The sequence below is a fragment of the Pseudomonas sp. 86_A genome, assembly GCF_017491705.1.
Taxonomy (GTDB): Bacteria; Pseudomonadota; Gammaproteobacteria; order Pseudomonadales; family Pseudomonadaceae; genus Aquipseudomonas; species Aquipseudomonas koreensis.
Map to the genome: position 1 here is coordinate 1 of NZ_JAFGYS010000029.1, position 13,292 is coordinate 13,292.

The 13,292-nt window shown below is 45.5% G+C and carries 13 protein-coding genes and 1 pseudogene; 6 read left to right on the forward strand and 8 right to left on the reverse strand.

Annotation, left to right across the window (positions count from 1 at the left end):
- The 6 genes and pseudogenes from J5M57_RS27510 to J5M57_RS27530 all read left to right on the forward strand — a co-directional run.
- A partial coding sequence (locus J5M57_RS27510; protein ID WP_207872040.1) for a DUF1983 domain-containing protein occupies window positions 1–1,908 on the forward strand: 1,908 nt, incomplete at its 5' end.
- Between the two features lie 61 nt (window positions 1,909–1,969).
- A complete protein-coding gene (lom, locus tag J5M57_RS27515; RefSeq protein ID WP_001246632.1) occupies window positions 1,970–2,590 on the forward strand; it encodes an outer membrane beta-barrel protein Lom in 621 nt (206 codons plus the stop codon).
- Between the two features lie 64 nt (window positions 2,591–2,654).
- Window positions 2,655–3,044: pseudogene (locus tag J5M57_RS29155) on the forward strand (prophage tail fiber N-terminal domain-containing protein); the annotation flags it as partial.
- Between the two features lie 648 nt (window positions 3,045–3,692).
- Window positions 3,693–3,860: a phage tail protein gene (locus tag J5M57_RS29160; protein WP_080484622.1), complete on the forward strand. Its 168-nt coding sequence runs from the start codon at window positions 3,693–3,695 to the stop codon at window positions 3,858–3,860.
- Between the two features lie 173 nt (window positions 3,861–4,033).
- Window positions 4,034–4,978, forward strand: coding sequence for a phage tail protein (locus J5M57_RS27525; RefSeq protein ID WP_015979257.1), 945 nt, complete (start codon window positions 4,034–4,036; stop codon window positions 4,976–4,978).
- A complete protein-coding gene (locus tag J5M57_RS27530) occupies window positions 4,978–5,562 on the forward strand; it encodes a tail fiber assembly protein (protein ID WP_207872042.1) in 585 nt (194 codons plus the stop codon). The genes J5M57_RS27525 and J5M57_RS27530 overlap by 1 nt, the downstream gene beginning before the upstream one ends.
- Window positions 5,563–5,690: 128 nt before the next feature.
- On the opposite strand, the gene J5M57_RS27535 is transcribed toward J5M57_RS27530, so the two are convergent.
- The 8 genes from J5M57_RS27535 to J5M57_RS27570 all read right to left on the reverse strand — a co-directional run.
- Window positions 5,691–6,923, reverse strand: coding sequence for a hypothetical protein (locus tag J5M57_RS27535; RefSeq protein WP_000162952.1), 1,233 nt, complete (start codon window positions 6,921–6,923; stop codon window positions 5,691–5,693).
- Window positions 6,924–7,513: 590 nt separating this feature from the next.
- Window positions 7,514–8,404: an HNH endonuclease gene (locus J5M57_RS27540; protein WP_000735931.1), complete on the reverse strand. Its 891-nt coding sequence runs from the start codon at window positions 8,402–8,404 to the stop codon at window positions 7,514–7,516.
- Window positions 8,401–9,978 (reverse strand): AAA family ATPase, encoded by a 1,578-nt coding sequence (locus J5M57_RS27545; protein WP_015979259.1) that lies wholly within the window; start codon window positions 9,976–9,978, stop codon window positions 8,401–8,403. Before J5M57_RS27545 ends, J5M57_RS27540 begins: the two co-directional genes overlap by 4 nt.
- Window positions 9,979–10,816: 838 nt before the next feature.
- Entirely contained in the window at window positions 10,817–11,887 is a 1,071-nt protein-coding gene (locus tag J5M57_RS27550; RefSeq protein ID WP_000533640.1) for a tyrosine-type recombinase/integrase, read from the reverse strand.
- Complete coding sequence (locus J5M57_RS27555; protein WP_002414258.1) at window positions 11,865–12,083, reverse strand: excisionase; 219 nt, start codon at window positions 12,081–12,083, stop codon at window positions 11,865–11,867. The genes J5M57_RS27550 and J5M57_RS27555 overlap by 23 nt, the downstream gene beginning before the upstream one ends.
- A gap of 39 nt (window positions 12,084–12,122) precedes the next feature.
- Window positions 12,123–12,290 (reverse strand): hypothetical protein, encoded by a 168-nt coding sequence (locus J5M57_RS27560; RefSeq protein ID WP_000545733.1) that lies wholly within the window; start codon window positions 12,288–12,290, stop codon window positions 12,123–12,125.
- A gap of 88 nt (window positions 12,291–12,378) precedes the next feature.
- The gene (locus J5M57_RS27565) at window positions 12,379–12,660 is read right to left on the reverse strand and encodes a hypothetical protein (protein ID WP_000026224.1); all 282 of its coding nucleotides are present in this window, start codon (window positions 12,658–12,660) and stop codon (window positions 12,379–12,381) included.
- 191 nt (window positions 12,661–12,851) lie between these two features.
- Window positions 12,852–13,292, reverse strand: a 441-nt coding sequence (locus tag J5M57_RS27570) for an ead/Ea22-like family protein (protein ID WP_207872045.1), incomplete at its 5' end; no start/stop codon positions are given.

Consider the following 13,292-nt stretch of genomic DNA (forward strand, 5'->3'; position numbering starts at 1 on the left):
GTGAACAGCCAGACCCGGACGCTGACGCTCGACCGTGAAATCACGCTGCCATCCTCCGGTACCGCGCTGATAAGCCTGGTTGACGGAAGTGGCAATCCGGTCAGCGTGGAGGTTCAGTCCGTCACCGACGGCGTGAAGGTAAAAGTGAGCCGTGTTCCTGACGGTGTTGCTGAATACAGCGTATGGGAGCTGAAGCTGCCGACGCTGCGCCAGCGACTGTTCCGCTGCGTGAGTATCCGTGAGAACGACGACGGCACGTATGCCATCACCGCCGTGCAGCATGTGCCGGAAAAAGAGGCCATCGTGGATAACGGGGCGCACTTTGACGGCGAACAGAGTGGCACGGTGAATGGTGTCACGCCGCCAGCGGTGCAGCACCTGACCGCAGAAGTCACTGCAGACAGCGGGGAATATCAGGTGCTGGCGCGATGGGACACACCGAAGGTGGTGAAGGGCGTGAGTTTCCTGCTCCGTCTGACCGTAACAGCGGACGACGGCAGTGAGCGGCTGGTCAGCACGGCCCGGACGACGGAAACCACATACCGCTTCACGCAACTGGCGCTGGGGAACTACAGGCTGACAGTCCGGGCGGTAAATGCGTGGGGGCAGCAGGGCGATCCGGCGTCGGTATCGTTCCGGATTGCCGCACCGGCAGCACCGTCGAGGATTGAGCTGACGCCGGGCTATTTTCAGATAACCGCCACGCCGCATCTTGCCGTTTATGACCCGACGGTACAGTTTGAGTTCTGGTTCTCGGAAAAGCAGATTGCGGATATCAGACAGGTTGAAACCAGCACGCGTTATCTTGGTACGGCGCTGTACTGGATAGCCGCCAGTATCAATATCAAACCGGGCCATGATTATTACTTTTATATCCGCAGTGTGAACACCGTTGGCAAATCGGCATTCGTGGAGGCCGTCGGTCGGGCGAGCGATGATGCGGAAGGTTACCTGGATTTTTTCAAAGGCAAGATAACCGAATCCCATCTCGGCAAGGAGCTGCTGGAAAAAGTCGAGCTGACGGAGGATAACGCCAGCAGACTGGAGGAGTTTTCGAAAGAGTGGAAGGATGCCAGTGATAAGTGGAATGCCATGTGGGCTGTCAAAATTGAGCAGACCAAAGACGGCAAACATTATGTCGCGGGTATTGGCCTCAGCATGGAGGACACGGAGGAAGGCAAACTGAGCCAGTTTCTGGTTGCCGCCAATCGTATCGCATTTATTGACCCGGCAAACGGGAATGAAACGCCGATGTTTGTGGCGCAGGGCAACCAGATATTCATGAACGACGTGTTCCTGAAGCGCCTGACGGCCCCCACCATTACCAGCGGCGGCAATCCTCCGGCCTTTTCCCTGACACCGGACGGAAAGCTGACCGCTAAAAATGCGGATATCAGTGGCAGTGTGAATGCGAACTCCGGGACGCTCAGTAATGTGACGATAGCTGAAAACTGTACGATAAACGGTACGCTGAGGGCGGAAAAAATCGTCGGGGACATTGTAAAGGCGGCGAGCGCGGCTTTTCCGCGCCAGCGTGAAAGCAGTGTGGACTGGCCGTCAGGTACCCGTACTGTCACCGTGACCGATGACCATCCTTTTGATCGCCAGATAGTGGTGCTTCCGCTGACGTTTCGCGGAAGTAAGCGTACTGTCAGCGGCAGGACAACGTATTCGATGTGTTATCTGAAAGTACTGATGAACGGTGCGGTGATTTATGATGGCGCGGCGAACGAGGCGGTACAGGTGTTCTCCCGTATTGTTGACATGCCAGCGGGTCGGGGAAACGTGATCCTGACGTTCACGCTTACGTCCACACGGCATTCGGCAGATATTCCGCCGTATACGTTTGCCAGCGATGTGCAGGTTATGGTGATTAAGAAACAGGCGCTGGGCATCAGCGTGGTCTGAGTGTGTTACAGAGGTTCGTCCGGGAACGGGCGTTTTATTATAAAACAGTGAGAGGTGAACGATGCGTAATGTGTGTATTGCCGTTGCTGTCTTTGCCGCACTTGCGGTGACAGTCACTCCGGCCCGTGCGGAAGGTGGACATGGTACGTTTACGGTGGGCTATTTTCAAGTGAAACCGGGTACATTGCCGTCGTTGTCGGGCGGGGATACCGGTGTGAGTCATCTGAAAGGGATTAACGTGAAGTACCGTTATGAGCTGACGGACAGTGTGGGGGTGATGGCTTCCCTGGGGTTCGCCGCGTCGAAAAAGAGCAGCACAGTGATGACCGGGGAGGATACGTTTCACTATGAGAGCCTGCGTGGACGTTATGTGAGCGTGATGGCCGGACCGGTTTTACAAATCAGTAAGCAGGTCAGTGCGTACGCCATGGCCGGAGTGGCTCACAGTCGGTGGTCCGGCAGTACAATGGATTACCGTAAGACGGAAATCACTCCCGGGTATATGAAAGAGACGACCACTGCCAGGGACGAAAGTGCAATGCGGCATACCTCAGTGGCGTGGAGTGCAGGTATACAGATTAATCCGGCAGCGTCCGTCGTTGTTGATATTGCTTATGAAGGCTCCGGCAGTGGCGACTGGCGTACTGACGGATTCATCGTTGGGGTCGGTTATAAATTCTGATTAGCCAGGTAACACAGTGTTATGACAGCCCGCCGGAACCGGTGGGCTTTTTTGTGGGGTGAATATGGCAGTAAAGATTTCAGGAGTCCTGAAAGACGGCACAGGAAAACCGGTACAGAACTGCACCATTCAGCTGAAAGCCAGACGTAACAGCACCACGGTGGTGGTGAACACGGTGGGCTCAGAGAATCCGGATGAAGCCGGGCGTTACAGCATGGATGTGGAGTACGGTCAGTACAGTGTCATCCTGCAGGTTGACGGTTTTCCACCATCGCACGCCGGGACCATCACCGTGTATGAAGATTCACAACCGGGGACGCTGAATGATTTTCTCTGTGCCATGACGGAGGATGATGCCCGGCCGGAGGTGCTGCGTCGTCTTGAACTGATGGTGGAAGAGGTGGCGCGTAACGCGTCCGTGGTGGCACAGAGTACGGCAGACGCGAAGAAATCAGCCGGCGATGCCAGTGCATCAGCTGCTCAGGTCGCGGCCCTTGTGACTGATGCAACTGACTCAGCACGCGCCGCCAGCACGTCCGCCGGACAGGCTGCATCGTCAGCTCAGGAAGCGTCCTCCGGCGCAGAAGCGGCATCAGCAAAGGCCACTGAAGCGGAAAAAAGTGCCGCAGCCGCAGAGTCCTCAAAAAACGCGGCGGCCACCAGTGCCGGTGCGGCGAAAACGTCAGAAACGAATGCTGCAGCGTCACAACAATCAGCCGCCACGTCTGCCTCCACCGCGGCCACGAAAGCGTCAGAGGCCGCCACTTCAGCACGAGATGCGGTGGCCTCAAAAGAGGCAGCAAAATCATCAGAAACGAACGCATCATCAAGTGCCGGTCGTGCAGCTTCCTCGGCAACGGCGGCAGAAAATTCTGCCAGGGCGGCAAAAACGTCCGAGACGAATGCCAGGTCATCTGAAACAGCAGCGGAACGGAGCGCCTCTGCCGCGGCAGACGCAAAAACAGCGGCGGCGGGGAGTGCGTCAACGGCATCCACGAAGGCGACAGAGGCTGCGGGAAGTGCGGTATCAGCATCGCAGAGCAAAAGTGCGGCAGAAGCGGCGGCAATACGTGCAAAAAATTCGGCAAAACGTGCAGAAGATATAGCTTCAGCTGTCGCGCTTGAGGATGCGGACACAACGAGAAAGGGGATAGTGCAGCTCAGCAGTGCAACCAACAGCACGTCTGAAACGCTTGCTGCAACGCCAAAGGCGGTTAAGGTGGTAATGGATGAAACGAACAGAAAAGCCCACTGGACAGTCCGGCACTGACCGGAACGCCAACAGCACCAACCGCGCTCAGGGGAACAAACAATACCCAGATTGCGAACACCGCTTTTGTACTGGCCGCGATTGCAGATGTTATCGACGCGTCACCTGACGCACTGAATACGCTGAATGAACTGGCCGCAGCGCTCGGGAATGATCCAGATTTTGCTACCACCATGACTAACGCGCTTGCGGGTAAACAACCGAAGAATGCGACACTGACGGCGCTGGCAGGGCTTTCCACGGCGAAAAATAAATTACCGTATTTTGCGGAAAATGATGCCGCCAGCCTGACTGAACTGACTCAGGTTGGCAGGGATATTCTGGCAAAAAATTCCGTTGCAGATGTTCTTGAATACCTTGGGGCCGGTGAGAATTCGGCCTTTCCGGCAGGTGCGCCGATCCCGTGGCCATCAGATATCGTTCCGTCTGGCTACGTCCTGATGCAGGGGCAGGCGTTTGACAAATCAGCCTACCCAAAACTTGCTGTCGCGTATCCATCGGGTGTGCTTCCTGATATGCGAGGCTGGACAATCAAGGGGAAACCCGCCAGCGGTCGTGCTGTATTGTCTCAGGAACAGGATGGAATTAAGTCGCACACCCACAGTGCCAGTGCATCCGGTACGGATTTGGGGACGAAAACCACATCGTCGTTTGATTACGGGACGAAAACAACAGGCAGTTTCGATTACGGCACCAAATCGACGAATAACACGGGGGCTCATGCTCACAGTCTGAGCGGTTCAACAGGGGCCGCGGGTGCTCATGCCCACACAAGTGGTTTAAGGATGAACAGTTCTGGCTGGAGTCAGTATGGAACAGCAACCATTACAGGAAGTTTATCCACAGTTAAAGGAACCAGCACACAGGGTATTGCTTATTTATCGAAAACGGACAGTCAGGGCAGCCACAGTCACTCATTGTCCGGTACAGCCGTGAGTGCCGGTGCACATGCGCATACAGTTGGTATTGGTGCGCACCAGCATCCGGTTGTTATCGGTGCTCATGCCCATTCTTTCAGTATTGGTTCACACGGACACACCATCACCGTTAACGCTGCGGGTAACGCGGAAAACACCGTCAAAAACATTGCATTTAACTATATTGTGAGGCTTGCATAATGGCATTCAGAATGAGTGAACAACCACGGACCATAAAAATTTATAATCTGCTGGCCGGAACTAATGAATTTATTGGTGAAGGTGACGCATATATTCCGCCTCATACCGGTCTGCCTGCAAACAGTACCGATATTGCACCGCCAGATATTCCGGCTGGCTTTGTGGCTGTTTTCAACAGTGATGAGGCATCGTGGCATCTCGTTGAAGACCATCGGGGTAAAACCGTCTATGACGTGGCTTCCGGCGACGCGTTATTTATTTCTGAACTCGGTCCGTTACCGGAAAATTTTACCTGGTTATCGCCGGGAGGGGAATATCAGAAGTGGAACGGCACAGCCTGGGTGAAGGATACGGAAGCAGAAAAACTGTTCCGGATCCGGGAGGCGGAAGAAACAAAAAAAAGCCTGATGCAGGTAGCCAGTGATCATATTGCGCCGCTTCAGGATGCTGCAGATCTGGAAATTGCAACGAAGGAAGAAACCTCGTTGCTGGAAGCCTGGAAGAAGTATCGGGTGTTGCTGAACCGTGTTGATACATCAACTGCACCTGATATTGAGTGGCCTGCTGTCCCTGTTATGGAGTAATCGTTTTGTGATATGCCGCAGAAACGTTGTATGAAATAACGTTCTGCGGTTAGTTAGTATATTGTAAAGCTGAGTATTGGTTTATTTGGCGATTATTATCTTCAGGAGAATAATGGAAGTTCTATGACTCAATTGTTCATAGTGTTTACATCACCGCCAATTGCTTTTAAGACTGAACGCATGAAATATGGTTTTTCGTCATGTTTTGAGTCTGCTGTTGATATTTCTAAAGTCGGTTTTTTTTCTTCGTTTTCTCTAACTATTTTCCATGAAATACATTTTTGATTATTATTTGAATCAATTCCAATTACCTGAAGTCTTTCATCTATAATTGGCATTGTATGTATTGGTTTATTGGAGTAGATGCTTGCTTTTCTGAGCCATAGCTCTGATATCCAAATGAAGCCATAGGCATTTGTTATTTTGGCTCTGTCAGCTGCATAACGCCAAAAAATATATTTATCTGCTTGATCTTCAAATGTTGTATTGATTAAATCAATTGGATGGAATTGTTTATCATAAAAAATTAATGTTTGAATGTGATAACCGTCCTTTAAAAAAGTCGTTTCTGCAAGCTTGGCTGTATAGTCAACTAACTCTTCTGTCGAAGTGATATTTTTAGGCTTATCTACCAGTTTTAGACGCTCTTTAATATCTTCAGGAATTATTTTATTGTCATATTGTATCATGCTAAATGACAATTTGCTTATGGAGTAATCTTTTAATTTTAAATAAGTTATTCTCCTGGCTTCATCAAATAAAGAGTCGAATGATGTTGGCGAAATCACATCGTCACCCATTGGATTGTTTATTTGTATGCCAAGAGAGTTACAGCAGTTATACATTCTGCCATAGATTATAGCTAAGGCATGTAATAATTCGTAATCTTTTAGCGTATTAGCGACCCATCGTCTTTCTGATTTAATAATAGATGATTCAGTTAAATATGAAGGTAATTTCTTTTGTGCAAGTCTGACTAACTTTTTTATACCAATGTTTAACATACTTTCATTTGTAATAAACTCAATGTCATTTTCTTCAATGTAAGATGAAATAAGAGTAGCCTTTGCCTCGCTATACATTTCTAAATCGCCTTGTTTTTCTATCGTATTGCGAGAATTTTTAGCCCAAGCCATTAATGGATCATTTTTCCATTTTTCAATAACATTATTGTTATACCAAATGTCATATCCTATAATCTGGTTTTTGTTTTTTTGAATAATAAATGTTACTGTTCTTGCGGTTTGGAGGAATTGATTCAAATTCAAGCGAAATAATTCAGGGTCAAAATATGTATCAATGCAGCATTTGAGCAAGTGCGATAAATCTTTAAGTCTTCTTTCCCATGGTTTTTTAGTCATAAAACTCTCCATTTTGATAGGTTGCATGCTAGATGCTGATATATTTTAGAGGTGATAAAATTAACTGCTTAACTGTCAATGTAATACAAGTTGTTTGATCTTTGCAATGATTCTTATCAGAAACCATATAGTAAAGTAGTTACACAGGAAATTTTTAATATTATTATTATCATTCATTATGTATTAAAATTAGAGTTGTGGCTTGGCTCTGCTAACACGTTGCTCATAGGAGATATGGTAGAGCCGCAGACACGTCGTATGCAGGAACGTGCTGCGGCTGGCTGGTGAACTTCCGATAGTGCGGGTGTTGAATGATTTCCAGTTGCTACCGATTTTACATATTTTTTGCATGAGAGAATTTGTACCACCTCCCACCGACCATCTATGACTGTACGCCACTGTCCCTAGGACTGCTATGTGCCGGAGCGGACATTACAAACGTCCTTCTCGGTGCATGCCACTGTTGCCAATGACCTGCCTAGGAATTGGTTAGCAAGTTACTACCGGATTTTGTAAAAACAGCCCTCCTCATATAAAAAGTATTCGTTCACTTCCGATAAGCGTCGTAATTTTCTATCTTTCATCATATTCTAGATCCCTCTGAAAAAATCTTCCGAGTTTGCTAGGCACTGATACATAACTCTTTTCCAATAATTGGGGAAGTCATTCAAATCTATAATAGGTTTCAGATTTGCTTCAATAAATTCTGACTGTAGCTGCTGAAACGTTGCGGTTGAACTATATTTCCTTATAACTTTTACGAAAGAGTTTCTTTGAGTAATCACTTCACTCAAGTGCTTCCCTGCCTCCAAACGATACCTGTTAGCAATATTTAATAGCTTGAAATGATGAAGAGCTCTGTGTTTGTCTTCCTGCCTCCAGTTCGCCGGGCATTCAACATAAAAACTGATAGCACCCGGAGTTCCGGAAACGAAATTTGCATATACCCATTGCTCACGAAAAAAAATGTCCTTGTCGATATAGGGATGAATCGCTTGGTGTACCTCATCTACTGCGAAAACTTGACCTTTCTCTCCCATATTGCAGTCGCGGCACGATGGAACTAAATTAATAGGCATCACCGAAAATTCAGGATAATGTGCAATAGGAAGAAAATGATCTATATTTTTTGTCTGTCCTATATCACCACAAAATGGACATTTTTCACCTGATGAAACAAGCATGTCATCGTAATATGTTCTAGCGGGTTTGTTTTTATCTCGGAGATTATTTTCATAAAGCTTTTCTAATTTAACCTTTGTCAGGTTACCAACTACTAAGGTTGTAGGCTCAAGAGGGTGTGTCCTGTCGTAGGTAAATAACTGACCTGTCGAGCTTAATATTCTATATTGTTGTTCTTTCTGCAAAAAAGTGGGGAAGTGAGTAATGAAATTATTTCTAACATTTATCTGCATCATACCTTCCGAGCATTTATTAAGCATTTCGCTATAAGTTCTCGCTGGAAGAGGTAGTTTTTTCATTGTACTTTACCTTCATCTCTGTTCATTATCATCGCTTTTAAAACGGTTCGACCTTCTAATCCTATCTGACCATTATAATTTTTTAGAATGGTTTCATAAGAAAGCTCTGAATCAACGGACTGCGATAATAAGTGGTGGTATCCAGAATTTGTCACTTCAAGTAAAAACACCTCACGAGTTAAAACACCTAAGTTCTCACCGAATGTCTCAATATCCGGACGGATAATATTTATTGCTTCTCTTGACCGTAGGACTTTCCACATGCAGGATTTTGGAACCTCTTGCAGTACTACTGGGGAATGAGTTGCAATTATTGCTACACCATTGCGTGCATCGAGTAAGTCGCTTAATGTTCGTAAAAAAGCAGAGAGCAAAGGTGGATGCAGATGAACCTCTGGTTCATCGAATAAAACTAATGACTTTTCGCCAACGACATCTACTAATCTTGTGATAGTAAATAAAACAATTGCATGTCCAGAGCTCATTCGAAGCAGATATTTCTGGATATTGTCATAAAACAATTTAGTGAATTTATCATCGTCCACTTGAATCTGTGGTTCATTACGTCTTAACTCTTCATATTTAGAAATGAGGCTGATGAGTTCCATATTTGAAAAGTTTTCATCACTACTTAGTTTTTTGATAGCTTCAAGCCAGAGTTGTCTTTTTCTATCTACTCTCATACAACCAATAAATGCTGAAATGAATTCTAAGCGGAGATCGCCTAGTGATTTTAAACTATTGCTGGCAGCATTCTTGAGTCCAATATAAAAGTATTGTGTACCTTTTGCTGGGTCAGGTTGTTCTTTAGGAGGAGTAAAAGGATCAAATGCACTAAACGAAACTGAAACAAGCGATCGAAAATATCCCTTTGGGATTCTTGACTCGATAAGTCTATTATTTTCAGAGAAAAAATATTCATTGTTTTCTGGGTTGGTGATTGCACCAATCATTCCATTCAAAATTGTTGTTTTACCACACCCATTCCGCCCGATAAAAGCATGAATGTTCGTGCTGGGCATAGAATTAACCGTCACCTCAAAAGGTATAGTTAAATCACTGAATCCGGGAGCACTTTTTCTATTAAATGAAAAGTGGAAATCTGACAATTCTGGCAAACCATTTAACACACGTGCGAACTGTCCATGAATTTCTGAAAGAGTTACCCCTCTAAGTAATGAGGTGTTAAGGACGCTTTCATTTTCAATGTCGGCTAATCGATTTGGCCATACTACTAAATCCTGAATAGCTTTAAGAAGGTTATGTTTAAAACCATCGCTTAATTTGCTGAGATTAACATAGTAGTCAATGCTTTCACCTAAGGAAAAAAACATTTCAGGGAGTTGACTGAATTTTTTATCTATTAATGAATAAGTGCTTACTTCTTCTTTTTGACCTACAAAACCAATTTTAACATTTCCGATATCGCATTTTTCACCATGCTCATCAAAGACAGTAAGATAAAACATTGTAACAAAGGAATAGTCATTCCAACCATCTGCTCGTAGGAATGCCTTATTTTTTTCTACTGCAGGAATATACCCGCCTCTTTCAATAACACTAAACTCCAACATATAGTAACCCTTAATTTTATTAAAATAACCGCAATTTATTTGGCGGCAACACAGGATCTCTCTTTTAAGTTACTCTCTATTACATACGTTTTCCATCTAAAAATTAGTAGTATTGAACTTAACGGGGCATCGTATTGTAGTTTTCCATATTTAGCTTTCTGCTTCCTTTTGGATAACCCACTGTTATTCATGTTGCATGGTGCACTGTTTATACCAACGATATAGTCTATTAATGCATATATAGTATCGCCGAACGATTAGCTCTTCAGGCTTCTGAAGAAGCGTTTCAAGTACTAATAAGCCGATAGATAGCCACGGACTTCGTAGCCATTTTTCATAAGTGTTAACTTCCGCTCCTCGCTCATAACAGACATTCACTACAGTTATGGCGGAAAGGTATGCATGCTGGGTGTGGGGAAGTCGTGAAAGAAAAGAAGTCAGCTGCGTCGTTTGACATCACTGCTATCTTCTTACTGGTTATGCAGGTCGTAGTGGGTGGCACACAAAGCTTTGCACTGGATTGCGAGGCTTTGTGCTTCTCTGGAGTGCGACAGGTTTGATGACAAAAAATTAGCGCAAGAAGACAAAAATCACCTTGCGCTAATGCTCTGTTACAGGTCACTAATACCATCTAAGTAGTTGATTCATAGTGACTGCATATGTTGTGTTTTACAGTATTATGTAGTCTGTTTTTTATGCAAAATCTAATTTAATATATTGATATTTATATCATTTTACGTTTCTCGTTCAGCTTTTTTATACTAAGTTGGCATTATAAAAAAGCATTGCTTATCAATTTGTTGCAACGAACAGGTCACTATCAGTCAAAATAAAATCATTATTTGATTTCAATTTTGTCCCACTCCCTGCCTCTGTCATCACGATACTGTGATGCCATGGTGTCCGACTTATGCCCGAGAAGATGTTGAGCAAACTTATCGCTTATCTGCTTCTCATAGAGTCTTGCAGACAAACTGCGCAACTCGTGAAAGGTAGGCGGATCCCCTTCGAAGGAAAGACCTGATGCTTTTCGTGCGCGCATAAAATACCTTGATACTGTGCCGGATGAAAGCGGTTCGCGACGAGTAGATGCAATTATGGTTTCTCCGCCAAGAATCTCTTTGCATTTATCAAGTGTTTCCTTCATTGATATTCCGAGAGCATCAATATGCAATGCTGTTGGGATGGCAATTTTTACGCCTGTTTTGCTTTGCTCGACATAAAGATATCCATCTACGATATCAGACCACTTCATTTCGCATAAATCACCAACTCGTTGCCCGGTAACAACAGCCAGTTCCATTGCAAGTCTGAGCCAACATGGTGATGATTCTGCTGCTTGATAAATTTTCAGGTATTCGTCAGCCGTAAGTCTTGATCTCCTTACCTCTGATTTTGCTGCGCGAGTGGCAGCGACATGGTTTGTTGTTATATGGCCTTCAGCTATTGCCTCTCGGAATGCATCGCTCAGTGTTGATCTGATTAACTTGGCTGACGCCGCCTTGCCCTCGTCTATGTATCCATTGAGCATTGCCGCAATTTCTTTTGTGGTGATGTCTTCAAGTGGAGCATCAGGCAGACCCCTCCTTATTGCTTTAATTTTGCTCATGTAATTTATGAGTGTCTTCTGCTTGATTCCTCTGCTGGCCAGGATTTTTTCGTAGCGATCAAGCCATGAATGTAACGTAACGGAATTATCACTGTTGATTCTCGCTGTCAGAGGCTTGTGTTTGTGTCCTGAAAATAACTCAATGTTGGCCTGTATAGCTTCAGTGATTGCGATTCGCCTGTCTCTGCCTAATCCAAACTCTTTACCCGTCCTTGGGTCCCTGTAGCAGTAATATCCATTGTTTCTTATATAAAGGTTAGGGGGTAAATCCCGGCGCTCATGACTTCGCCTTCTTCCCATTTCTGATCCTCTTCAAAAGGCCACCTGTTACTGGTCGATTTAAGTCAACCTTTACCGCTGATTCGTGGAACAGATACTCTCTTCCATCCTTAACCGGAGGTGGGAATATCCTGCATTCCCGAACCCATCGACGAACTGTTTCAAGGCTTCTTGGACGTCGCTGGCGTGCGTTCCACTCCTGAAGTGTCAAGTACATCGCAAAGTCTCCGCAATTACACGCAAGAAAAAACCGCCATCAGGCGGCTTGGTGTTCTTTCAGTTCTTCAATTCGAATATTGGTTACGTCTGCATGTGCTATCTGCGCCCATATCATCCAGTGGTCGTAGCAGTCGTTGATGTTCTCCGCTTCGATAACTCTGTTGAATGGCTCTCCATTCCATTCTCCTGTGACTCGGAAGTGCATTTATCATCTCCATAAAACAAAACCCGCCGTAGCGAGTTCAGATAAAATAAATCCCCGCGAGTGCGAGGATTGTTATGTAATATTGGGTTTAATCATCTATATGTTTTGTACAGAGAGGGCAAGTATCGTTTCCACCGTACTCGTGATAATAATTTTGCACGGTATCAGTCATTTCTCGCACATTGCAGAATGGGGATTTGTCTTCATTAGACTTATAAACCTTCATGGAATATTTGTATGCCGACTCTATATCTATACCTTCATCTACATAAACACCTTCGTGATGTCTGCATGGAGACAAGACACCGGATCTGCACAACATTGATAACGCCCAATCTTTTTGCTCAGACTCTAACTCATTGATACTCATTTATAAACTCCTTGCAATGTATGTCGTTTCAGCTAAACGGTATCAGCAATGTTTATGTAAAGAAACAGTAAGATAATACTCAACCCGATGTTTGAGTACGGTCATCATCTGACACTACAGACTCTGGCATCGCTGTGAAGACGACGCGAAATTCAGCATTTTCACAAGCGTTATCTTTTACAAAACCGATCTCACTCTCCTTTGATGCGAATGCCAGCGTCAGACATCATATGCAGATACTCACCTGCATCCTGAACCCATTGACCTCCAACCCCGTAATAGCGATGCGTAATGATGTCGATAGTTACTAACGGGTCTTGTTCGATTAACTGCCGCAGAAACTCTTCCAGGTCACCAGTGCAGTGCTTGATAACAGGAGTCTTCCCAGGATGGCGAACAACAAGAAACTGGTTTCCGTCTTCACGGACTTCGTTGCTTTCCAGTTTAGCAATACGCTTACTCCCATCCGAGATAACACCTTCGTAATACTCACGCTGCTCGTTGAGTTTTGATTTTGCTGTTTCAAGCTCAACACGCAGTTTCCCTACTGTTAGCGCAATATCCTCGTTCTCCTGGTCGCGGCGTTTGATGTATTGCTGGTTTCTTTCCCGTTCATCCAGCAGTTCCAGCAC

Excerpts from the sequence above, each read along its gene's own strand:
- lom (WP_001246632.1), top strand. The coding sequence starts at position 1,970 with ATGCGTAATGTGTGTATTGCCGTTGCTGTCTTTGCCGCACTTGCGGTG.
- J5M57_RS27525 (WP_015979257.1), top strand. The coding sequence starts at position 4,034 with ATGACTAACGCGCTTGCGGGTAAACAACCGAAGAATGCGACACTGACG.
- J5M57_RS27530 (WP_207872042.1), top strand. The coding sequence starts at position 4,978 with ATGGCATTCAGAATGAGTGAACAACCACGGACCATAAAAATTTATAAT.
- J5M57_RS27535 (WP_000162952.1), bottom strand. The coding sequence starts at position 6,923 with ATGACTAAAAAACCATGGGAAAGAAGACTTAAAGATTTATCGCACTTG.
- J5M57_RS27540 (WP_000735931.1), bottom strand. The coding sequence starts at position 8,404 with ATGAAAAAACTACCTCTTCCAGCGAGAACTTATAGCGAAATGCTTAAT.
- J5M57_RS27545 (WP_015979259.1), bottom strand. The coding sequence starts at position 9,978 with ATGTTGGAGTTTAGTGTTATTGAAAGAGGCGGGTATATTCCTGCAGTA.
- J5M57_RS27550 (WP_000533640.1), bottom strand. The coding sequence starts at position 11,887 with ATGGGAAGAAGGCGAAGTCATGAGCGCCGGGATTTACCCCCTAACCTT.
- J5M57_RS27555 (WP_002414258.1), bottom strand. The coding sequence starts at position 12,083 with ATGTACTTGACACTTCAGGAGTGGAACGCACGCCAGCGACGTCCAAGA.
- J5M57_RS27560 (WP_000545733.1), bottom strand. The coding sequence starts at position 12,290 with ATGCACTTCCGAGTCACAGGAGAATGGAATGGAGAGCCATTCAACAGA.
- J5M57_RS27565 (WP_000026224.1), bottom strand. The coding sequence starts at position 12,660 with ATGAGTATCAATGAGTTAGAGTCTGAGCAAAAAGATTGGGCGTTATCA.